Raw genomic sequence first — 20,825 nt, 5'->3', positions numbered from 1 at the left:
TATTTTGACTTTTAGAGAAAAGTAGGTGTTTAATAGTAATTGGAATTACTGGTGTTCTTGCCCATAGAGAATAAAAAAGGAGAGCAACCATAGAAATGCAAAGTTTCTTGCTTTAGAAGGAAGTTTTGCAGTGAATTTTTTAACGGGGGGATTAAGGTGTCAAATGAATTATTGAAAGCATTTAATCTAATTAAGGAAAAAGAATGGATAGACCTTACTCATACATTTGGTCCCGATTCACCACATTTTGCAGCGTTTGATTCCGCAGAATTTAATACATTATTTACTCACGATGATGGGTTTTTCGCTCAAAGCTTTAAATTTGCAGGCCAGTATGGGACACATTTGGATGCCCCTATTCATTTTGTACGGAATACACGATATTTAGATGAGCTAGAGTTAAAGGAGCTTGTTTTGCCCCTAATTGTCATTGATAAATCGAAGGAGGCAGAAGAAAATCATGACTTTACTTTAGGGATAGCTGATATTTTAAAGTTTGAAGAAGAATATGGAATGATTGAAGAAGGAACATTTGTTGCTCTGCGTACAGACTGGAGCAAACGCTGGCCGAATAGAGAAGCATTTGAAAATAAAGATGTTCATGGCGATAACCGTGCACCCGGTTGGTCGCTAGAATCTTTAAAATTTTTGTTTGAAGAGAGAAAAATTAAAGCGGTTGGCCATGAAACATTTGATACGGATTCAGCTGTTGACTTCAAAAAAAACGGCTCACTCTTGGGTGAGTATTATGTTTTAGAACAAGATACATATCAAGTAGAATTATTAACGAATTTGGACAAGGTTCCTGCCAAAGGTGCCGTTATTTTCAATATCGTTCCTAAGCCGGAAAAAGCGTCAGGATTTCCAGTAAGGTCTTTTGCCATATTGCCATAAAAGAAGAGAAAACAGCTCCTGCAGCTTAAGGGCTGTTTTTTATTTTCTTCAAGCAGCTTTACAATGGGTCGGAGGATAGCCTTGAAGGCTGGTAGTTTAGGAGAAATTTCTCTTCTTACTTCCGGCGGGAGAAACTATAGATTATGACATCTAATCAAAGAGATCATTGTGTAAAATTCAAATATATTCCTTATTGGTTCAATCAATAAATTTCTTTAGCATATAAAACCAAGAATCTTTGACTAGCGAAGGAGTAGCAGGCTTATATAGAAGAAAAGGAACCTGGGAAAAGAGAAAAAGCTACCTTCAGGATGAGGCATCCTAGCCTGTTGAACAGATGCCACTACTTGAATGGGTGAGTCATTTTAAAAATAAAAGCAGTGCCCTATTTTCGCACTACTAAAATCTGCCTCCAGTCATTTTTTTATCGTGTTTGATGGTAAGGACAAGCATGACTATACTAAAAACTGATGATATGACCGTGCTGCCTATAAGGACACTTAATATAAGATTTAATTGATTTTTCAACAATAACACTCCTAAAGTCGTTTAGGGGTAGTTTTTACAAATGAATAAATTTCATGCACAGTTCATTGAAAAGGCCAACTTTCATCCTTTATGCACTTCGGTAGAGATCTTTGGTTACATTACGAATTAAACCAGCCTATATATTGGGAATCCGAAAGAGGAAGAATGTAAATGTCACTTCGCTGATAGGACCAAATTCTTGTTGAATACAACTGGCTCCTTTTTCAATCCGTCTTATTCATCCGTTCATTGTAAGATTAAGTAAGCTCAGTAATGCTCCTCCTCATAGTCGGTCTGATATCCTCAGCATAAAATAAGTTAGTGCTTAAATTTCCTTGATAGATCATTAGGTCGATTCACGATCGGAGCAATGATCATTTCTAAACTGTCTGGGGGTTAAACCCGTGTACTTTTTAAAAATCTTGATAAAATAACTTTGGTCGTTGAAATTCAGCCATGTGCCAATGTCCGAAATTGAATAATTGGTTAAAAGTAATAGCTTTTTTGCTTCTTCAATCCGTTGCCGTTGAATGTATTCACTTATTGGCTGACCAACCTCTTTCTTGAAAAGTGACGATAAGTAATTCGGGCTTAAACGGCAGACTTGTGCAAGGGCATCAAGTGCGATATCGTCATAAAGATGGTCATAAATATAATGTTGACAAGCTGTTATGGTTGGAGAATATTTTTCATTATTTAATCGGTGCACACGATTGGTGAAATCCACTATAGCTTCTTCCGTTAACTTCAGTATAGCTTTTAAGCTTCCTAATTCTTCAAGATGTTGAATATAGAAATCGCTTAACGTGAAGGCAGTTTCATCGTTTAAACCACCCTCAATGGCCGCCCTGCAAACAAGAGCAATTCCAGTTATCATTAAATTTTTCTCACTTCTTAGGCGATTTCGTTTCGACAATAGTCCTAATTCCGCCTCCCCCACAATAGAGTAATCGAAGATGTCCTTTAATTTATCTACCCGCCCGTTTTTGACATGCTCGAGCAAAACTCGTTCATATGAAAGATTGGAATGAAAAATGAGATCCCTTCTCCCTTTTGAAAGTTCAAGATCGGGATTCTCTGATTCCATCCTATCAAGGGGTAACGCTTGATTGTTTTGGATCACCATCGTTTGATCTAGCTTTTTATGGTACACCAAATAATAAACCAATAGACTAATCGTTAGGAATTGCTGATGATCAATAATAGGGATGGAATGGTAATATTCAATGAGCTTCCTTTTATTCAGGCTTCCTTTAAAAGCATCCATGATCTTGCTAATATCTTCCTCAGATATTTCCGATTCAAGAGTAGGACCTAAAATAATGGTGCCTAAAAATAGGCTTGTTTCTTTTAGATTGACAAAGAAAAAGTTCAAATTTGAATTCGAAAAAAAGATAGGAAAATCCGTCGGGTTATCTTCATACGTATATACGCTTATCTGCTCTTTGAATGAATAGTAATATGGATTATCCCGTAGGTCTCCACTTGAAAATTCATATTCAATCTCCCCAAATTGATTAACATAATAAACCGGTATGTTATGAACTCTATAAATAATGTCACATATGTATGGCAAATCCTGTATGGCTATCTCCATCTGTTGTAAGCTCCGTTCAAGTTTTTTATTTGATACAGCTCAAAAATAATTAAATAAATACTATTATTCGTAAAATAATACAATATTTATTGTTAAACAAGCAATAAAATTATGGAGTAAGAAGGATAAGCAGGGAGGAAGTAAACATGGAATTATCAAATAAAATTGCTGTAATAACTGGTGCAGGAAGTGGAATCGGAAGAGCAAGCAGTTTGAAACTCGCTAGTAACGGGGCAACAGTTGTATTAGTCGATTTCAATCAGGAAACAGGTGAAGAAACGTTAAAACTTGTAAAAGAACAAGGTGGACAAGGGATCTTCGTTCAGGCAGATGTCTCGAAAATGGAAGATGTACAAAACTATGTAAATAAAGCGGTTGAAACATATGGACGTATTGATATATTTTTCAACAATGCAGGTGTTATCCAAAAGTTCGCTCCTTTTACTTCAGTAGAAGAAGATGAATTTGATCGCATTATGTCTATCAATGTAAAAGGAGTCTTCCTTGGAATGAAATATGTGTTGAAAGTAATGGAGGAACAGGGAAGTGGCTCTATTATTAATACCGCTTCTACCGCGGGGGTTCGTCCTGAGCACAGTGTAGCCGTATATTCTGCAAGCAAACATGCGGTTGTAGGCTTAACCAAGGGAGCTGCATTAGAGTATGCGAAAAAAGGCATTCGCATTAATGCGCTTTGTCCTGGCGGGGTAAAAACAGCCTTAACAACAGGTGTTGAAGCTCAGTTTGCAAAAGGTGGATACGTTCCAGAAGAGGTTTCCAACATGAGAATGGGGCGTTATGCTGATCCTCAAGAACTCGCTGAAATGGTTGCTTTCTTAGCATCAGATAAAGCAAGCTACATGACTGGTTCAATTGTTCTTGTAGATGGCGGATTAACCTTATAGTCACAAAAGACAGTCCATTCAAGGGAACAGGTAGAATGCTGAAGACATAAGAGGCATTCACAACCATTTATGTGTACCATTAAAAATACTCTATTTTGATCAATCCTTTTTCAAAATAGAGTATTTTTTATTTGTGTTATAAGCGGTTTTTGTCGTACGTTTAATCAGACTTTATTCCAAGGCGATAGCTTAAATGAAGGAAATAATCAGGAATTGTTAGGATGGATGAGCCCTCGATTTCTTTACACTAAAAAGGAGTATAGGAGGGCGTCATCTGCGCAAACGTGGGGCTAGTTAAAATTTCGCGGAAAAGCTGTCTATATCCAATGAATGAAACCTATGAATCTTTAAGAACGTATGAATATTAAAGTGTTATTTTTCTAATTTATATAATAATACTTTAAATTATCGAATTCGAAGGGGAACGATATGGAGTTCATTCAAATTTCCAAAAATAATATTGAAACGGAACACATATGCTGTGCATTAGGAGCAAAACAATATGAAAATGCAGTAACTGAGAAAAAGAATTGGCTAACAGAACGAATGGATGAAGGGTTGGTTTTTTATCGCTTAGATGAACGGGCAAAAGTATTTATAGAATATTTACCTGCCGAAATGGCGTGGGTTCCTATTCAAGCACCAAATTTTATGTATATCAACTGCTTGTGGGTTTCAGGAAGATATAAAAATAACGGTTATGCAAAGCAGTTATTAAATCATTGCAAAGAAGAGGCTATCCATCGTGGCATGGATGGGATTGTACATATTGTAGGCAAGAAAAATTACCCGTATTTAAGCGATAAACGTTTCTTTGAACATATGGGGTTTGAGCTAGTAGACGAAGCAGAACCTTATTTTCAATTAATAGCATTAAAGTGGAATGAACAAGCGACCGTACCTTCTTTTAATAAGCAGGTAGAGACTTTGACGGATGATACAGGCATATCTATTTATTACACAGCACAGTGTCCTTATGCTGTTGGTGTATTAGAAGAATTAAAGAAAATAGCAGAAAACAAAAATGTCCCTTTTAAAACTTATAAGATCACAACTAAAGATGAAGCACAACATTCACCTGTAATTTGGACAACTTTTGGTTTGTTTTATAATGGTGAATTCATTACACATGAAATAATCAGTCCAAATAAATTTAATAAATTACTAACAAGACTGCTACCGTAGAAAGACACTCTTTATTCTTATTTAGATTAAAGACGTTATCAATTTGAGGTTCTTTTTTGTAGTTTCTTATTTCAATTATGCTCTTTTTTATCCTTGTAATATTAAACTTTGATACTTTGTCAAGTGTCCAAAAATGAATGAGTAATTCTTGATAGGTCACAATGAAGCCTATTGTATCGTGAATTTAGCTGTTTTAGGGTAAAGATTATTTTATAATTGGATGTTAAAAGTTCTTCCTCATACGATACAGTCTTATAAAATAAGAAAAATCCATCTTAGTTAAGGAGATTCCGTTATGAAAACAGAAAAAGAGAAAATGTTGAGTGGAGAAATTTATTTTGCGGATGACTCAGAACTGACACAAGAACGTGAGAACGCACGAAGATTAACGAGGCTTTTTAATCAGACAACAGAAACGGAAGGCAACAGGCGTACAGAGCTCTTAAAAAAACTTTTTGGTTCGACGGGAGAAAATATATATGTCGAGCCCACCTTGCGTTGTGATTATGGTTACAATCTTCATGTCGGTGCAAACTTTTATGCAAACTTCGACTGTGTATTTTTAGATGTATGTGAAATTCGAATAGGAGACAATTGTTTTATCGCTCCAGGAGTACATGTCTATACAGCTGCTCACCCACTAAATGCGAGGGAAAGAATTAGCGGCGCTGAATACGGACTGCCGGTACATATCGGTCACAATGTGTGGATTGGTGGGAGAGCGGTGATCAATCCCGGTGTGAAAATAGGTAATAATGTAGTAGTTGCTTCCGGGGCAGTAGTAACAAAAGATGTCCCTGATAATGTAGTTGTTGGCGGAAATCCAGCGAAAATAATTAAACATATCTAAGTGTATACCATCCTTCTCCAGTATTACACACTCGTTTATTTATAGAACACTATGAGTTATAGACAAGAGAAATAATTTATTAAAAACTCTCGATCTTTTAGCGCGGGGATTTATTTATTGTTCGATCGAGTCACACCCCGAATATTTCCGATTGATCCCTGCTCTCAACGGGCAAGGGCCTTTATATTTTGAGGGCATTAAAAGAAGCTTCTATTAACTAATTTGGAATGTATATTTTAACATGTTCTGTTTCGTATACCTTCTTTATTTCTACTGTGGCCATATTTTCTCCTTCCCAGTGGACTTTAACTTCATCAAGGGAAGAAATAGATTCAGAAGGTTTCAATTCTTTATATGTTTCTAAAACACTTCCTTTTTTCCATAATAAATTCTTGTGAAATAGTTTGTTACTTCTTTAAATGCTAACAATCCTTTTGACTCTTTAACGACTAGTCTAGCTTCGATTATATTGGTGTGGTTTGGGGATTCGTTGCTAAAGATAACTTCAGATTCATAAATATTTTTATTTCTTTCCTCATAGCCATGCACGACAAGATAGAGAATAAATGCAACTATAACTATTACTACAGATAAACAACCCCATTTGGTCACATATTACACACCTCTTAATAAATAACGAATAAATTATTTTACCATTTTTGCCCTTTGTAATCGAGGAAGTATTTCCCTTTCTAATTTCCTCTTAACTAAGTATGGATAAAAAATCAACCGGATGATTATTCTATGAACTTTTAATTTTTCTTTGCATTGTACTTGTATAACGTATTACCTATTTTTTTGTAGATAAATGTATTCGTTTTAAGGGGAACATTAAAAAAATGGATCATTTTCTTTGTTATAAAGTTGCTGGTACCAGAAAGGAAACGGTGAGGAAATGGAATATCATTTGAAGAATCGCGAAGAAGTAGAACGGTTCGTTATTGAGCAAGTATTGACCACTTCAAAAGCAATAGAAATTCTGAGTGTTACCAGACAAAAAATGAAATCGTTAATTTCAACTAAAAAGATTACTCCAGTGAAAAAACTTAATAGAGAAACCTTATTTTTAAGAAGTGATATTGAAGCGCGAAAAGCAGAGCAGGATGAACTGCGCAAAAAATATCACCCGTTTGATAGCTAAAATACTTTTCCCGCTTCTATTAAGCGGGGCTTTTTTATTTGTTAACACATGGAAGGACTTTGTGGTTTTTTGTGGGAATATACCTATGTATGACAAAAAAAGGGGGAGAGCAGAGTGATTCGCTCACTAGGAGGTGTAAGAACGCTTGATGAACTGGAGGATTTGGTGTTTAAGAAAGGTTACGAAATTAGATGTAGAAATACCGGGTTGATGGTCGGTGTCGCACAGCCTGTAATGGCCCTTCATCTCTCGGATGATACACCAGTCTGCTCGCTAATCAGCGAATCACATCCAAGGCTCGAACTTGTGAAAGCAGGAAGAAGTAGAATAGGATCACATGCAATAAAAGCTTTCTAATAAATAGAAGCTTAGATCAGTTTGTTTAATATGCCTGATGTTATAACATTCAAATCTCTAAAACGGACCGTCTATTGACAATCTGATTCTTGGATTAAGGTTTTTATTAACATAATCCTCGATTATAGGCATTAAAAAGAATACTGTTTTTTTTACCATTCCCTCCACTCTTCAGTTATATCTTCTTCTGATTCCGGGCCAGCTATACTCGCAGCTTCAACAATAAACTCATATAGTTCTTTCTCTTTCCACAAAATACAAAGCGGGATAAAAAGAAAAATCTTCCCAAACGTTGTTATATCAACGTTTGGCAGAACTTTCATGACTAGGGATACTCCTATTTTTATTATTCTGTATAAACAGCAATTAAAACAATGGCTGTTTGGTCACCGATATTTTTAACAAAATGCGGGGCACAAGCATTCCAGCTAAACGAATCCCCCTCTTCTAATATAAACGAATCCTCTCCTTGTTCAGCGAGAATTTTACCTTGCAATACTAGATGACATTCTTTCCCTTCATGAACATGCGGTTCTTCTCCTGTTGAGGTTCCCGGCGGAAATTCGACATGCTGGAGCGTTAATCCATCTTTTGATATTAAATGCTCGACTCTAATGTTTTCTTTTTTATGAGTCGTATATTGCCGCTCATTCTTTCTAACTACATTCATACGCTGGTCCTTCTCTAAAAGAAGGTAGGGCAGAGGCACCTGAAGAAAGTTAGCGACTGTTTGCAATGTAGTGATAGAGGGAGACGTATTGTTGTTTTCCATATTGCTGATAAATCCTTTGGAGAGTCCCGTGCTTTCGCTCATTTGTGCAATGGTGATTTTTTTTCTGTTTCTGATCGCTCTGATGTTTGAACCGATGTCCATCTTCTTCCCCCTCAGTTGTTTTCTAATAAGAAACTTAATTCTATATTAACAAAAAAACAGTTGACGTTCTATGAAATTGTTTGTTATCTTATAAAAAACAATTATTCACATAGGGAAATAAAAGCGTAACTGCAGATCAAAGACAGGTAAACTCGCTAACAGTATAGATCCAGCTAAATGGAGCCTGCACTACCTGGTTCTTCATTCAGAGAATAATAAGAAATAATGGGCGAGATTCACTATTAGCCGTTAGGAAGATAGAGAATTTTTTATATTCAAGCGTGAGGGAATATTTTTAAACGGGGCAGGTTAAATAATTGCTGAGTTCATCAAGAGAAGCGGCAAATTTATTTACAGTAAACAAATGGATCGAAAAGAAACATACTAATATACAAACCTAAAGGATACAGGAGGAAAATAAGGATGATGCCATCTTTTTTTATCGCTCACGGAGCGCCGCTTTTGGCTATGGAAGACAATGAATATACACAGTTTCTGACGGAATTGGGCCGGACACTCGTACGTCCAAAAGCCATTGTACTGCTGTCGGCCCATTGGGAGTCTCCTGTCCAAAAAGTAAGCGACGTTGATGTGTACAGTACGATCTATGATTTCGGCGGTTTTCCGGAAGCATTGTATCAGATTCAGTACCCGGCTCGCGGTGATAAGCATGTTGCTAAAGAAATTCAAGGGTTATTCACTAAACATCGCATCCCTTATGAAATAGAAAAGAGAAGGGGACTGGATCATGGGGCGTGGGTGATTCTTCGGATGCTTTATCCAGAGGCTGATATTCCTGTCGTTGCTATGTCTGTTAATTCCCGTCTCACACCAGAAGAGCAGTACAAGATTGGAAAAGCACTGGTCGAACTGAGAGAAAATGATATTTTGATTATTGGCAGCGGGGGAACTGTGCATAACCTTGGAGCGGTAAACATGGCTGCAGATTATGGGGCCGTAGATGATTGGGCCGTAGATTTTGATGAGTGGGTGGCCCGTCATTTGCAAAGTTGGGAGTTAGATACTCTCTTTCATTATGATACTTTAGCTCCTACAGCACGTCTGGCTGTGCCTCCATATGGAAAAGAGCACTTTATTCCAATTTTCTATGCTATGGGAGCAGCAGATGACAAGAGAACAGCCGAGCTCCTTCACCGAAGCTATCGATATGGAAACTTAAGTCACAGCGTATGGCAATTTGGTTAATAAAAAAATGACCTGGAGGTATGGTAAACATGGCAAGCAAATATGAGTGGAGTGCATTGATCTTACGCGTTGTATTGGGAATAGCCTTCTTTGTGCATGGACTAACAAAATTCCAGGGAGGCATTGAAAACATCACCGGATGGTTTGAAAGCATTGGATTGCCAGGCTTTCTTGCTTATGGGGTTGCTTTCTTAGAAACAGTTGGCGGAATAGCATTAATCGCTGGCTTAGGCACTAAAATTATTTCGACGCTCTTTGCTCTATTAATGGCTGGAGCGATCTTAAAAGTGAAACTGGCTGCTGGTTTCTTAGGGGACGGGCAATCAGCAGGCTATGAGTTGGATCTCGCATTCCTGGCAATGGCTGTCTCTCTTGCTATCACAGGAAGCAAGTTTTGCTCGTTAGACCGGTTGATTTTTAAAGGGCGCGACTATAATAACGATACGCCTAAATCTGCCTAATCTTGTTCTTCCCATCTTCTGAGGCAGCAAAGAATTTATCATAAAAAACCTGTATCCGCTTCTAATAGCGGATACAGGTTTTTTAGCTCAATCTGATTATGATGCCATCTGACGGCATTGTTCCGCGCAGCGGAAGCACATTTCAGCACACTTTTGACAATGCTCATGATCGTGTGTTTTACATTAGTTTCCGCAGACTTCACAAATGTCTGCGCATAACTGGCAGATTTGTTTGGCGAATGGACTGTTAGATTGCATCGATTTTGCCGCAAGTGCGCAAATGTCTGCACATTCTCTATCTAATCGGATGCAGTCAGCCATCATTTTCACGTTTTCTTCTTTTAAACAGGCGTCATAACAATGGTTGCACGCTTCCATACACTCCAGACAAGCTTTGATACATTCTTCATACATTGTGTTCATAAAGCATCCTCCTCATGATATTAGTCAATTAGAGTCTACCCTTCTTATTATTTTTCTAACGATTTAATGAAAAGTCCTTAAAAACTGCACAATTCAATATGATTTTTTCAGTATGATAAAGACAGTAATCTTGAAAAGCGGTGATGGCAATCAATAAAATAACATTAAAGTTAGGTCTTTGGTTTTTCTTTGTGATGGTAATGATTCAAATTTGTTTATTCTTTGTTTTACATACTGGTCTTGTCGAAAGCAGGGTAGAAGAAGAATTAGACTCCCTCCTTGCAAGAGGGAATAGCCATAGGGAGGTTCTGGAGGATAGCTACAGCCCGAAAACGCTGCATCACATTGCATTAATGGAATGGAAAGCTGATACAGAAGTGGTTATTACTGACGGCAAACAAAAAATTATTATTAGTTCTTCTAACATAGACAATGAGGAAAAGAAAATTATAGCCAAAAAGCTGGAAGAAGTTCCACGCAGAGGGGAAATTCTTGAAAGGCGATGGGAAAATGAAAAATACATTTCTACCGTCAGTCCTTATACTACGAGAGAGAATCAAAGCGGTTATATTTATATGTTCAAAAGCACCGATCAGGTACAACGCCTAATTTCAAAATTAAATCAGCATTTTCTATTTGCTGCAGCAGTAACGATTATCCTTTTAATCACGACGGTTCTATTTCTTTCAAAAGCGTTAACGACTCCCCTTATTCAAATGAAACGAGCTACAGAAAAGCTAAGCAAGGGAGATTTCTCTGTCCGGCTGCCGGAACGAGGGGAAGATGAACTCGGTGAATTATCACGGTCTATCACAGTTCTTGCTCAAGATCTGAAGCAATTAAAGGAACAAAGAAACGAGTTTTTATCAAGTGTTTCTCACGAGTTAAGGACCCCTTTGACTTATATAAAAGGATATGCTGATGTGGCCAGAAGAAAAAACATTGAAGAAAAAGATCGAGAAAAGTACCTCGATATTATCTATGAAGAATCAGAGAAGCTATCCGCTCTGATGAAGGACTTGTTTGATCTTGCCAAGATTGATCGCAACTCTTTTATTATTAACCGAAAGAAAGTGGAGATTTGTCCTTATTTAACAACTGTCTGTGAAAAAATGCTTCCGGCTTTTCAAGAGAAAGGGATCGAGCTGGAAATGGAATGCAGAGAAGAGCTGTATGTCTTGATGGATCCTTTAAGATTTGAACAAATTCTTTTTAACTTGTTGGATAATGCGATGAAATACTCCTGCCCACATACGAAAACAACCATTTCTGTGAAGCGAAAAAAAAATGACGTTGTCATTGCGGTGAAAGATGAAGGAGTGGGCATTCCTAAGGAAGACCTTCCTTTTATCTTTGACCGTTTTTATCGAGTCGACAAGTCGCGGTCCAGAGATTTGGGGGGAAGCGGTTTAGGATTGTCCATTGTAAAGGAGTTAGTAGAAGCCCATCAAGGCAGGATTGAGGTTAGCAGCAAAATTAATCAGGGGTCATTGTTTTTGATTTGGCTGAAGGAGGCAACAAAATGAAAACGATATTGCTTGTAGATGATGAAGAGAGAATGCTTGATCTGTTAAGCATTTATTTATCGCCGAATTACGAGTGCATCAAAGTAAATTCAGGGCTGAAAGCTATTTCATATGTGAAGAAGAACAAAGTTGATTTAATTCTTCTAGATGTAATGATGCCCGAGATGGATGGCTGGGATACGTGCCGAGAGATTAGGAGATTCTTTACTCTTCCTATCATTATGTTAACCGCAAGAAACGAGACAACAGATATAGTAAAAGGATTAAAGATAGGAGCGGATGATTATGTAACAAAACCATTTGATGAAGCTGAGCTGCTTGCTAGAATTGAGGCTATTTTTAGGAGAGTAAAAAACGGGGAGAACCAGAAAATTGAATTTAAAGGTCTTCTCTGGGATGGAACGGCTCATGAATTAATCTACAAAGGACAGGACATTCAAGTGACCCCAAAAGAATTTTCTTTAATTGGATTGTTTCTACATAATCAAAATAAGGTATTCTCGCGTCCCAACCTGCTTGAAAGCATTTGGGGAGATGAAGCCTTTACAGAAGATCGAACCGTTGATTCCCACGTAAGAAACATCCGGGAAAAACTGCGAAATGCAGACTTTCCGATCGATCAATATCTTTCAACGGTTTGGGGAGTTGGATATAAGTGGGTGGATGCAGAGAGCCCGCTTAAGGAAGAAAGCAATATAAAAAAATAGAGAAGACAGCTCCATATTTTCTGCAAACTTCCTTGTTATGATGAGAAGCGATCATTAAAGGAGGAGATGTTTATGCTTAAAAAAGCGCTGATTCTATTATTTGCCGCTCTTATCTTCATACTGGGGGCCTGTTCCAATGATAAGGAGGAAAGCAAGAAAAGCACGGACAATAAAGAGCATACTGAAAAGATGGAAGACATGGATCATGGAGAGATGAGTCATTCCAGTTCGGGCGAAATTCCAAAAGGCTTAAAAACAGCAGATCATCCAACTTATAAAGTGGGAAGCGAGGCTATTCTTGAAACGGATCATATGGAAGGAATGAAAGGGGCCAAAGCAACCATAGCAGGGGCTTATGACACGACAGCTTATGTTGTTTCTTATACCCCGACTACTGGCGGAAAGAGAGTAGAAAACCATAAATGGGTCATTCAAGAGGAAATGAAAGATGCGGGCAGCAAAACGTTAGCGCCTGGCACGGAAGTTACCTTAGTAGCGGACCACATGAAGGGAATGAAAGGAGCTTCTGCTGAAATTGAATCAGCAGAAAAAACAACTGTCTATATGGTCGATTACACCTCTACTACTAATGGAGAAGAAGTAAAAAATCACAAATGGGTAACTGAAAACGAATTATCCCCAGTAAAATAACGAGTGTTTTTCAAAAAAGAGCTTACTTTTATACCAATAAGCTCTCAAAATGTTGCCCCTCTTTTTAGGTTGAAAATCTGAAAGGAGGGGCGTTTTTACGTTTATATGACCGCACTGGTTTCTTCTTTGGGAATGGAAATAAACTAGCAGATGAATGAGGCCTAATGACCAGCATCGTAAAAAATAATGAAATATAACCCAATCATTTTATGGTAAAATTTTGATTAGCAGGGATTTGGTAGATATAATTATTGTGATAACCCTGTTTCTTATAAACAAGCTTTAGCAGTTGGAGGGCTTCAGTGTGTCTGAAAGCGGGTGTTATTGAATTGTTGGGCATATCTTGTTGAATAATTAACAAAAAAGATTGACTATTCTCAATAAAGCCTGATCAAATTCTGTGTCGGAGCCAAACGTTTCTTTTTGTTGTGGATGTTGCAAAGCTTCATTCCAACCATTTACATATACGTAAATTATCATAAGTAAATACAGTGAGGGGGACATTAACATGATAATAGAATTGTCACTAGAACAACGTGAAGAATTACTCAGTGAATTGAAAGCTCGTTTTGAGAAAAACATGCACCGCCATAAAGGTCTTGAGTGGGCTAAAATCCAAGAAAAGCTGGAAGCTAATACTGAGAAACTATGGTCGCTTAATGAAATGGAAAGAACAGGCGGTGAGCCGGACGTTGTTGATTATGATAAAAAGAAAGACGAGTATATTTTTTATGATTGTTCAAGGGAAAGTCCTAAAGGTCGCAGAAGTGTTTGTTATGACCGCAAAGGGCTAGAATCAAGAAAAAAACATAAACCAGAAAATAATGCTATGGATATGGCAACTGCCCTGGGCATTGAATTATTAACGGAAGAACAATATCGAGCGTTGCAGAAGATAGAAAACTTTGATATGAAAACGTCGAGTTGGGTGCAGACACCCTCTGATATTAGAGAACTCGGCGGAGCTCTTTTTTGCGATTACCGCTTCGGACACGTTTTCGTGTATCACAATGGAGCAGAATCTTACTATTCTTCCAGGGGATTTCGCGGCTCGCTAAGAGTCTAAATTTTGCCCAGACAGCGAAAATTAAGCTTAAGAATAAACCCTGGAGAAAGGCTTTAATCTCATTCTTCAACTATCATGCGCTTTAATTGGATTAGGAAGATAGCTTTATAAAAGAATCATTCAATTGAAATATATTAAGAGCGTGTTTTGATGAATCTTCTTTTCAAAACACGCTCTTTCTTTTTGTTCGTTTATCAACGATATTATCAGTCATTTAATCCATCGTTATTCTAAGTCTACAATTGACATTTCAATCTAATAGGAAAGAGAATGTCTTTTCCAGTTTTTTGTATCGTTTATCTTTTTCTTTATTGCCTAACATGATGAATAGAACCTGCTTTGCTTTTTCTTTCTGGTGACCCTTCAAATAAGTTTGAATTATTTCTTTGAAACTAGGATCATAAACAAACCCCTGCGTCATTTGTTCATGAAACACTTGATCAAAGTATTCGGTCGCTTGCTTATACTTTCGTTGCTTAGCATAGGATAAGCCCATGTTAATCTGCAGACTTGATGCTTCTGCCGGGGATAGGCCTGAATGCTGCAGGGCGAATGGATAAACACGTCTCTCTGCCTTTTTAAGAAAAAAGGCACCTAAAATGCTACTTAATAGAGCGGCTATACTGTACAAATTTATTCTCATTTTTCCTCCCTCCAAGAATACTAGAATCGTAGCACACTTAATTACAGTTACACATCAATAGATTTTGAAAATGTTGTAGTTTTCAGCTTAACAAAGATTTAACAGAAAGGAGCTGGAAAAAGAAGAGGGAGGCAAGTATAATTTTTTTACCGGTCGAGTTATTCAAAGAGCGTTTATTTAGGTGTTTTTGCCATCCATCGACTTGAACACCAAAAAGTAAATATTTACAATAAAACAAAAACACATACATGTCCTTAACGAAGGGAGATCCACACGCATGGCAACTGTTCAAAAAGAGAAGATTTCGTTGGACTTCTATAAATTTAAATATAAGGAAAAGCTAGAAGAGTATTATTTACCAGAGGAGCAGCAAAAGTACACTTCGTTGCCGGCTGATGCTCTTGCAATATGTGAAACAGATAGTGAGCGCACTCCTGTTGTTATTCTTTACAATCAAACACCAGCTGGATTTTTCGTTCTTCACGGCTGGGAAGGTGTCAAGTCATATAGTGATAATAGGAATGCTATTCTTTTGAGAGCCTATTCAGTCAACGCCAACTTGCAAGGAAAAGGAATAGCTACACAGTCTATTCAATTATTGCCCTCGTTTGTAAAAGAAAACTTTCCCGATAAAAATGAAATTGTTTTGGGAGTTAACCATTTAAACAAGAGAGCCCAATGTGTCTATCAATCAGGCGGGTTTAAAGATAAAGGGATCCGTGCGATGGGGAAAAATGGAGAGCTATATATTCTGCATCTGGAGCTGTAAACGGCCATGGAGGGGAAAGAAAAAATTATAATGAGCCGAAGGGGACAGGCACATACGAGATGAGAGAAATGAAGATGACGAAGCAATTTCCCATGCAGCGATGATTCTTTCTGATATAAACATCGCTTTTTGGAGAATCGTCATTTTTAGTTTTAGACCATCGGGTTTCCGGTCTGATGGCAACTCTGGCTTCTAAAATAACGCACTTCTGTAATCGAGCAGCTAACTTGAAATTATTCAGGGACAGTCAAGGGGGATTCCAAGGTTGTAAAAAAATAAAGGCTTGGCTGATGGTCCCCGTCTATTCTTATTGTATTCTAAAGAAAAATAGCAATATGTAAGATGTGGCGGCTTAAAATTTTATTATCTTTTTTAGTTTCTCGACATACGATTATTATTCTGATAAAAACCAAGCAGAGGTTGTTTCTTTATCACAAATAAGGGCTTCCCATTCCTTTTGCTTAATTATTGTATGGATGTTTTCATCTTTCGCAAAAAAATAGGTTGTGTAAGCATCATACTCACTCATAAAAGCGAAGTCCATGTTTTCATCAGCAATGATCATCTCGCTGAGTGTTAGAAAAGGTAGTTCAAATGGCGTAATGTCTGTAATTCTCACTCTCCCTTTTTTACCTTCAATGGGATCAGCGTAATAAAAGTATTCTGCTCCTTTCGAAGAGAAGGTATCTAGAATATCTTTCAGTAGAAGGATACATACTGTGTCCTCCATCGGCCAAAAGAGGTCTTCATGAAGGGCAGCGTCCAATTTCTTTGCTAAATGGGGCTTTGCATATTTTCTATCAAGCCAATTATCAGATAAAGCAGTAGCAACTTCCGCAAAACTAGACAGGCCACTTTGCTGCATTATCTTCTTCCATGAAACAGGACTGCCTAGCTCTATGATTTCCCTATCGTCTGGATAAACGTGATGATTTGGATACTTTTGTTGGGCTTGTTTCCATCCAGCAGACATTTGAACAAAAGGATGAAATAAAATGGCGGCAGAAGCAAACGGAGGAGGAAGTTGGCGCAAAATAGGGATGTTTATATCTAAAGAAATATAATCGATCAAAATTATTCCTCCTTTGATTTTGTAATGACGAATGTTTCATCTAGGGCTCTTTCCTTAGCGAAGTGCTTGTCGGCCCAGGAATTGAAGGATTAGCGGATGTTCTGGCTCGAGATCCAACTCAATTAGTTAAAGGGCAGTCTCCTTCAGGTGATTTGCTTACCTGATTTTCCAATCATTTACTTAATTATCATTATTCTATCATGAATGTTTGTAAGATGAAAACCGGCTTTGAATTTTAACCATTTTGCTAAGATTAAGAGATTTGGCTATTAATAAAACACCTCCACCTTATGAGAAATAGCATCCATAAGGTGGAGGTGTTGTTTATCAATTTTCCGTTTCGACTTTCTTCAGATCTGCTTGAGACAGATTTGGAACGATTTCTTTTTTGTTATAGAAAAGAAAGTAAGAGCCGATAACGAGAATGGTCAAAATGGTAGTAAGGAAGAATTGTAAGCGCATAGAACTGATGAAAGCCTGAGCGACAAAGATAACTAATAAGACAAAGATAGTTGCATAAGTTAAGTAAGGGAACAACCACATTTTTACTTTTAGCGCCGCTGGATTTGTTTTTTCCATTTTTCTCCGTAAACGTATATGAGAGAAGGCGATAAAAATATACATAATGATCGTTACGCCGCCTGAACTATTTGCTAAGAATACAAATAGCGTATCAGGAGAAATGAATTTAAACATTGTGAAGACATAAGCGAAAAATAAACTAGCTGCTAATGCCCAGATAGGAATTCCTCTCTCGTTGACCTTGGATAAGAATTTAGGAGCGGAACCTTTTTTCGATAAAGAATATACCATACGGGAACTTGTATAAAGTCCTGAATTCAAAACAGAAAGCAAGGAAATAAAAATAACAAAGTTCATTACTTGACCTGCAGCAGGGAGGCCTGCCATATCAAATACGCTGGCAAAAGGCGTTTTAAGCAAGTCTTCAGCTCCTTGCGGAATAACCATGATTAGCACAGCAACTGATCCAACAAAGAAAAGAAGAAGGCGCCAAACTACAGCGTTTATTGCTTTAATGATATTTTTCTCCGGATTTTCTGATTCACCAGCTGCGATAGCCGCCACTTCACTTCCAGATAGCGAGAATGTGATAAAGATAACTCCAAGCAGCACCGGTATAAAACCATGAGGGAAAAATTGATCGACTGTAGCCAGAGTGGAAAAGCTCTGAACTTCAACGCCGGGAATAAGTCCAAAAACGATAGCTACGCCTAAACCGAGGAAAATAACGATGGCTGCTACTTTAATAGAGGCTAACCAATACTCAAATTCTCCGTAAGCTTTAACCGAAAAAATATTTGTAATCGTCATCAAAATAGGAAAGATAACACTTGGTACCCAAATAGGTATGGAAGGTATCCAGTTGTTCACCATTTCTCCTAACAAGGTTGCTTCAATTGTAACGATAATGACCCAGTTAAACCAATAGAGCCAACCGATAGTAAATCCAGCCCAAGGACCGATTGCCTGGTGTGCATAGGTTGAAAAGGAACCGCTATCAGGATTTACAACAGCCATTTCACCAAGCATCCGCATGATAAGAACGATCATCAATCCTGCAATAATATAAGACAATAATGCCCCAGGTCCTGCCTGTGTGATCATTGTGCCGCTTCCTACGAACAGCCCTGCACCGATTACCCCACCAATAGAAATCATTGTTACGTGTCTTGTTTTTAGTCCGTGTTTTAGATCATTATTTTGCAATCCCAAATTATATCACCCACTCCGTAAGTTTTACGTTTGTCTCACCTTTTCAAAATTCCCCATCTTAAAAGTTATTGTTTATTGATGCCCTGCACCTTGATCAGAAACTTTCTCTGCCTAATTTTCATCATTCATAGCCATTATAAATAGAAGTAATATTTATAATGGTAACAATGTTGAGAAAATTTAAGAGGCAGCTCTCTGACAAACCTTACAATTTATTTTCATGCCCCCTTTTAATAATGAATGCTTTAAATCTCACTGGGCCTAGACAAACATTAGTCTAAGGTTTGTTTATTCGTATCTTTTATCAAAACCTTATGACTTATGAAAAAAAATCTCCCAGATCTGCCTGCTGTTTAATAGAAAGAAGACTTTTACTCATTGAATAAGGTGAAAAATTCCTTTTCTTCCTATCTAAGCGTTTTCAAACTGATTTAAAGCAGTGTGCCTTATATTATAAGCAAGATGCGTGCCAACATTCTTTTGCCTAAAATTCGGCATTTTATCGTTGGATATGACAGAAAACGATTTGTTTTTGTATCAAATTCGAGGTTTTTTGATCCATTTCTTGATTATTGATCCACTTTTGAATTATATTTTAATTATGAATAAAAGTAACAGAGAGATGAATAAAAAAGCAAGAAGGAGCATCTTATGTCGATTGCAGATATTATTTTAGAGAAAATTATAAAGACTTCTAATAACAACATTACCATCACGGATGAGAAAGGGATTATTTTATATACGAACAGCGATCATTGGTCTGTTTATGATGCAGAACCAAAAAACTATATTGGAGAATCTATTTTTAAACTTCAGGAACAGGGGTTGCTTACTCCTTCTATTACAGCCATAGTACTTGAGAAGAAACAGCCTACTAAAATCATGCAGCATACAAGGAAAGGCAAAATTATTATGTCAACGGCTTACCCAATCTTCGACGAAAACGGAGATATTGTTCGAGTCATCAGCTATGCCATTGATCAAACAGAAATTAGCAATCTGCAAGAGCAATATGAACAATTAGAGAGAAAGTTAAAAGGGTACCAAACAGAGGTAGAGGAGTTGAGAGAAAAAAAAGAGACTCACTATCGCAGCAAGGAAATGCAGCAAATATCCAAAACTCTACAGCGGGTGGCCAATACGGATGCGACTGTTTTAATGACAGGGGAATCCGGCGTTGGCAAGAGCATGCTGGCCCGAAAGCTCCACACGCAGGGACATCGTCAAAAAGAACCGTTTATTGAAGTGAACTGCAGCACCATTCCTATCAATTTATTTGAATCAGAAATGTTTGGTTATGAATCTGGATCATTTACAGGGGCACAAAAGAATGGGAAACAAGGATTAATTGAACAAGCCCATAATGGCACGCTATTTTTAGATGAGATTGGAGAATTGCCCTTAGCTATGCAGGCAAAATTATTAAAAGTGCTGCAGGAAAAAAAATTCATGAGAATAGGCGGGAATAAAGAACGCCGTATTGATTTTCGTCTGGTCGCAGCGACCAATAAAGATTTGGAGGAAATGGTTCAAAAAGGCGATTTTCGTCTGGACTTATATTATAGGCTCAATGTTATTCCGGTTCATATCCCTCCATTACGGAATCGGAAAGAAGATATTTCTTTGCTGATTAATCATTATGTCGATCTTATTAATAGAAAATACAATACGTCAAAAAAGTTACACTCTTCCACGTATGAAGTTCTGCTTAAGTATAAGTGGCCCGGCAATGTACGAGAGTTAGAGAATTTAATGGAACGGCTAATTTTAACATCCGAGGAAACGATGATTTGGCCAAAATCTTTACCTGCTTCTATTCTTAGCCAAGAACCAACAAATGGGGAAGAGATGTTGCTAATTGAACAATTCGTAATTGAAGACCACAATTTAAAAAATGTGATGGAGCGTGTGGAAAAGCTAATGCTTTCTAAGGCACAGAAACATTGTAAATCTACGTATGAAATGGCTGAATATCTAGGCATCAGTCAGCCTTCCGTCATTCGTAAATTGAAAAAATATAAAGAATCCATCTAACAAGCTCGCTTGATTTGCTAAATGGTCAATTTATCGGGCGCCCCGTTCGAAAATAAGAGCGGGGTGCTTAGCATGGCCGTTTACGTGAGGGACCCTTTTATCATAGTAACGTAAAGCCTATTGGAGCTAAGGGTTATGTAATAAGGGATACACAGAAGAAGTATCTCTTGCAGCTCAGTCTTTTCTATATCAAAAGAATCGC

The 20,825-nt window shown here is 37.5% G+C and carries 21 protein-coding genes and 1 pseudogene; 14 read left to right on the top strand and 8 right to left on the bottom strand.

What is annotated here, in order from left to right; genetic code table 11:
- Positions 1-156 precede the first annotated feature (156 nt).
- Positions 157-894 carry a cyclase family protein gene (locus CJ483_RS02100; RefSeq protein WP_120031479.1) on the top strand — a complete coding sequence of 246 codons (738 nt, stop codon included), beginning with the start codon at positions 157-159 and terminating at the stop codon, positions 892-894.
- An 874-nt stretch (positions 895-1,768) separates the two neighbouring features.
- Here CJ483_RS02100 and CJ483_RS02095 read toward each other — a convergent pair.
- Positions 1,769-3,019, bottom strand: coding sequence for a helix-turn-helix domain-containing protein (locus CJ483_RS02095; protein WP_120031477.1), 1,251 nt, complete (start codon positions 3,017-3,019; stop codon positions 1,769-1,771).
- A 146-nt stretch (positions 3,020-3,165) separates the two neighbouring features.
- Here CJ483_RS02095 and CJ483_RS02090 point away from each other — a divergent pair, with 146 nt between their 5' ends.
- From CJ483_RS02090 to CJ483_RS02080, 3 genes are all read left to right on the top strand, one after another.
- The gene (locus CJ483_RS02090; protein ID WP_120031475.1) at positions 3,166-3,924 is read left to right on the top strand and encodes an SDR family NAD(P)-dependent oxidoreductase; all 759 of its coding nucleotides are present in this window, start codon (positions 3,166-3,168) and stop codon (positions 3,922-3,924) included.
- Between the two features lie 429 nt (positions 3,925-4,353).
- Complete coding sequence (locus CJ483_RS02085) at positions 4,354-5,109, top strand: GNAT family N-acetyltransferase (RefSeq protein WP_120031473.1); 756 nt, start codon at positions 4,354-4,356, stop codon at positions 5,107-5,109.
- 295 nt (positions 5,110-5,404) lie between these two features.
- Positions 5,405-5,959, top strand: coding sequence for a sugar O-acetyltransferase (locus CJ483_RS02080; RefSeq protein WP_120031470.1), 555 nt, complete (start codon positions 5,405-5,407; stop codon positions 5,957-5,959).
- Between the two features lie 360 nt (positions 5,960-6,319).
- Here CJ483_RS02080 and CJ483_RS02075 read toward each other — a convergent pair whose 3' ends face one another.
- A complete protein-coding gene (locus CJ483_RS02075; RefSeq protein WP_120031468.1) occupies positions 6,320-6,571 on the bottom strand; it encodes a hypothetical protein in 252 nt (83 codons plus the stop codon).
- Positions 6,572-6,854: 283 nt separating this feature from the next.
- On the opposite strand from CJ483_RS02075, the gene CJ483_RS02070 reads away from it, so the two are divergent.
- Together CJ483_RS02070 and CJ483_RS02065 are read left to right on the top strand one after the other, a co-directional pair.
- Positions 6,855-7,100 (top strand): helix-turn-helix domain-containing protein, encoded by a 246-nt coding sequence (locus tag CJ483_RS02070; RefSeq protein WP_120031466.1) that lies wholly within the window; start codon positions 6,855-6,857, stop codon positions 7,098-7,100.
- A 114-nt stretch (positions 7,101-7,214) separates the two neighbouring features.
- Positions 7,215-7,457 carry a hypothetical protein gene (locus tag CJ483_RS02065; RefSeq protein WP_120031464.1) on the top strand — a complete coding sequence of 81 codons (243 nt, stop codon included), beginning with the start codon at positions 7,215-7,217 and terminating at the stop codon, positions 7,455-7,457.
- A gap of 152 nt (positions 7,458-7,609) precedes the next feature.
- On the opposite strand, the gene CJ483_RS24315 is transcribed toward CJ483_RS02065, so the two are convergent.
- Both CJ483_RS24315 and CJ483_RS02060 read right to left on the bottom strand, forming a co-directional pair.
- The gene (locus CJ483_RS24315; RefSeq protein WP_182917179.1) at positions 7,610-7,780 is read right to left on the bottom strand and encodes a hypothetical protein; all 171 of its coding nucleotides are present in this window, start codon (positions 7,778-7,780) and stop codon (positions 7,610-7,612) included.
- 23 nt (positions 7,781-7,803) lie between these two features.
- A complete protein-coding gene (locus tag CJ483_RS02060) occupies positions 7,804-8,331 on the bottom strand; it encodes a helix-turn-helix domain-containing protein (RefSeq protein ID WP_120031462.1) in 528 nt (175 codons plus the stop codon).
- A 423-nt stretch (positions 8,332-8,754) separates the two neighbouring features.
- Here CJ483_RS02060 and CJ483_RS02055 point away from each other — a divergent pair, with 423 nt between their 5' ends.
- Together CJ483_RS02055 and CJ483_RS02050 are read left to right on the top strand one after the other, a co-directional pair.
- Positions 8,755-9,537 (top strand): dioxygenase family protein, encoded by a 783-nt coding sequence (locus CJ483_RS02055; RefSeq protein WP_120031460.1) that lies wholly within the window; start codon positions 8,755-8,757, stop codon positions 9,535-9,537.
- Positions 9,538-9,566: 29 nt separating this feature from the next.
- On the top strand, positions 9,567-9,998 hold the full coding sequence (locus tag CJ483_RS02050) for a DoxX family protein (protein ID WP_120031458.1): 432 nt from the start codon (positions 9,567-9,569) through the stop codon (positions 9,996-9,998).
- Between the two features lie 96 nt (positions 9,999-10,094).
- On the opposite strand, the pseudogene CJ483_RS02045 reads toward CJ483_RS02050, so the two are convergent.
- Positions 10,095-10,421: pseudogene (locus CJ483_RS02045) on the bottom strand (four-helix bundle copper-binding protein).
- 143 nt (positions 10,422-10,564) lie between these two features.
- Here CJ483_RS02045 and CJ483_RS02040 point away from each other — a divergent pair.
- The 4 genes from CJ483_RS02040 (at position 10,565) to CJ483_RS02025 (ending at position 14,371) form a co-directional block, all read left to right on the top strand.
- The gene (locus tag CJ483_RS02040) at positions 10,565-11,947 is read left to right on the top strand and encodes a sensor histidine kinase (RefSeq protein WP_342753566.1); all 1,383 of its coding nucleotides are present in this window, start codon (positions 10,565-10,567) and stop codon (positions 11,945-11,947) included.
- Positions 11,944-12,654, top strand: a complete 711-nt coding sequence (locus CJ483_RS02035; RefSeq protein WP_120031456.1) for a response regulator transcription factor — start codon at positions 11,944-11,946, stop codon at positions 12,652-12,654. Before CJ483_RS02040 ends, CJ483_RS02035 begins: the two co-directional genes overlap by 4 nt.
- Before the next feature lie 66 nt (positions 12,655-12,720).
- On the top strand, positions 12,721-13,305 hold the full coding sequence (locus CJ483_RS02030; protein ID WP_120031454.1) for a YdhK family protein: 585 nt from the start codon (positions 12,721-12,723) through the stop codon (positions 13,303-13,305).
- A gap of 508 nt (positions 13,306-13,813) precedes the next feature.
- The gene (locus CJ483_RS02025) at positions 13,814-14,371 is read left to right on the top strand and encodes a DUF4256 domain-containing protein (RefSeq protein WP_120031452.1); all 558 of its coding nucleotides are present in this window, start codon (positions 13,814-13,816) and stop codon (positions 14,369-14,371) included.
- Positions 14,372-14,621: 250 nt separating this feature from the next.
- Here the strand turns inward: CJ483_RS02025 and CJ483_RS02020 are convergent, their stop codons facing one another.
- On the bottom strand, positions 14,622-15,014 hold the full coding sequence (locus CJ483_RS02020) for a hypothetical protein (protein ID WP_120031450.1): 393 nt from the start codon (positions 15,012-15,014) through the stop codon (positions 14,622-14,624).
- Between the two features lie 277 nt (positions 15,015-15,291).
- Between CJ483_RS02020 and CJ483_RS02015 the strand changes: the two genes are divergently transcribed.
- Positions 15,292-15,783, top strand: a complete 492-nt coding sequence (locus CJ483_RS02015; protein ID WP_120031448.1) for a GNAT family N-acetyltransferase — start codon at positions 15,292-15,294, stop codon at positions 15,781-15,783.
- Between the two features lie 394 nt (positions 15,784-16,177).
- Here CJ483_RS02015 and CJ483_RS02010 read toward each other — a convergent pair whose 3' ends face one another.
- Complete coding sequence (locus CJ483_RS02010; protein ID WP_182916936.1) at positions 16,178-16,855, bottom strand: DUF2711 family protein; 678 nt, start codon at positions 16,853-16,855, stop codon at positions 16,178-16,180.
- Between the two features lie 327 nt (positions 16,856-17,182).
- Complete coding sequence (locus CJ483_RS02005; RefSeq protein ID WP_406908639.1) at positions 17,183-18,589, bottom strand: amino acid permease; 1,407 nt, start codon at positions 18,587-18,589, stop codon at positions 17,183-17,185.
- A 651-nt stretch (positions 18,590-19,240) separates the two neighbouring features.
- Here CJ483_RS02005 and CJ483_RS02000 point away from each other — a divergent pair.
- Positions 19,241-20,623 (top strand): sigma-54 interaction domain-containing protein, encoded by a 1,383-nt coding sequence (locus CJ483_RS02000; RefSeq protein WP_120031444.1) that lies wholly within the window; start codon positions 19,241-19,243, stop codon positions 20,621-20,623.
- The last annotated feature ends 202 nt before the right edge of the window (positions 20,624-20,825 follow it).

This window comes from Bacillus sp. PK3_68 (assembly GCF_003600835.1).
Taxonomy (GTDB): Bacteria; Bacillota; Bacilli; order Bacillales; family Domibacillaceae; genus Pseudobacillus.
The sequence above is the reverse complement of the archived record's forward strand: the minus strand, read 5'-3'. Positions and strand labels throughout refer to the sequence as shown.

Excerpts from the sequence above, each read along its gene's own strand:
- CJ483_RS02020 (WP_120031450.1), bottom strand. The coding sequence starts at position 15,014 with ATGAGAATAAATTTGTACAGTATAGCCGCTCTATTAAGTAGCATTTTA.
- CJ483_RS02095 (WP_120031477.1), bottom strand. The coding sequence starts at position 3,019 with ATGGAGATAGCCATACAGGATTTGCCATACATATGTGACATTATTTAT.
- CJ483_RS02025 (WP_120031452.1), top strand. The coding sequence starts at position 13,814 with ATGATAATAGAATTGTCACTAGAACAACGTGAAGAATTACTCAGTGAA.
- CJ483_RS02000 (WP_120031444.1), top strand. The coding sequence starts at position 19,241 with ATGTCGATTGCAGATATTATTTTAGAGAAAATTATAAAGACTTCTAAT.
- CJ483_RS02030 (WP_120031454.1), top strand. The coding sequence starts at position 12,721 with ATGTTTATGCTTAAAAAAGCGCTGATTCTATTATTTGCCGCTCTTATC.
- CJ483_RS02080 (WP_120031470.1), top strand. The coding sequence starts at position 5,405 with ATGAAAACAGAAAAAGAGAAAATGTTGAGTGGAGAAATTTATTTTGCG.
- CJ483_RS02050 (WP_120031458.1), top strand. The coding sequence starts at position 9,567 with ATGGCAAGCAAATATGAGTGGAGTGCATTGATCTTACGCGTTGTATTG.
- CJ483_RS02060 (WP_120031462.1), bottom strand. The coding sequence starts at position 8,331 with ATGGACATCGGTTCAAACATCAGAGCGATCAGAAACAGAAAAAAAATC.
- CJ483_RS02040 (WP_342753566.1), top strand. The coding sequence starts at position 10,565 with ATGGCAATCAATAAAATAACATTAAAGTTAGGTCTTTGGTTTTTCTTT.
- CJ483_RS02055 (WP_120031460.1), top strand. The coding sequence starts at position 8,755 with ATGATGCCATCTTTTTTTATCGCTCACGGAGCGCCGCTTTTGGCTATG.
- CJ483_RS02035 (WP_120031456.1), top strand. The coding sequence starts at position 11,944 with ATGAAAACGATATTGCTTGTAGATGATGAAGAGAGAATGCTTGATCTG.
- CJ483_RS02090 (WP_120031475.1), top strand. The coding sequence starts at position 3,166 with ATGGAATTATCAAATAAAATTGCTGTAATAACTGGTGCAGGAAGTGGA.
- CJ483_RS02085 (WP_120031473.1), top strand. The coding sequence starts at position 4,354 with ATGGAGTTCATTCAAATTTCCAAAAATAATATTGAAACGGAACACATA.
- CJ483_RS24315 (WP_182917179.1), bottom strand. The coding sequence starts at position 7,780 with ATGAAAGTTCTGCCAAACGTTGATATAACAACGTTTGGGAAGATTTTT.
- CJ483_RS02015 (WP_120031448.1), top strand. The coding sequence starts at position 15,292 with ATGGCAACTGTTCAAAAAGAGAAGATTTCGTTGGACTTCTATAAATTT.
- CJ483_RS02070 (WP_120031466.1), top strand. The coding sequence starts at position 6,855 with ATGGAATATCATTTGAAGAATCGCGAAGAAGTAGAACGGTTCGTTATT.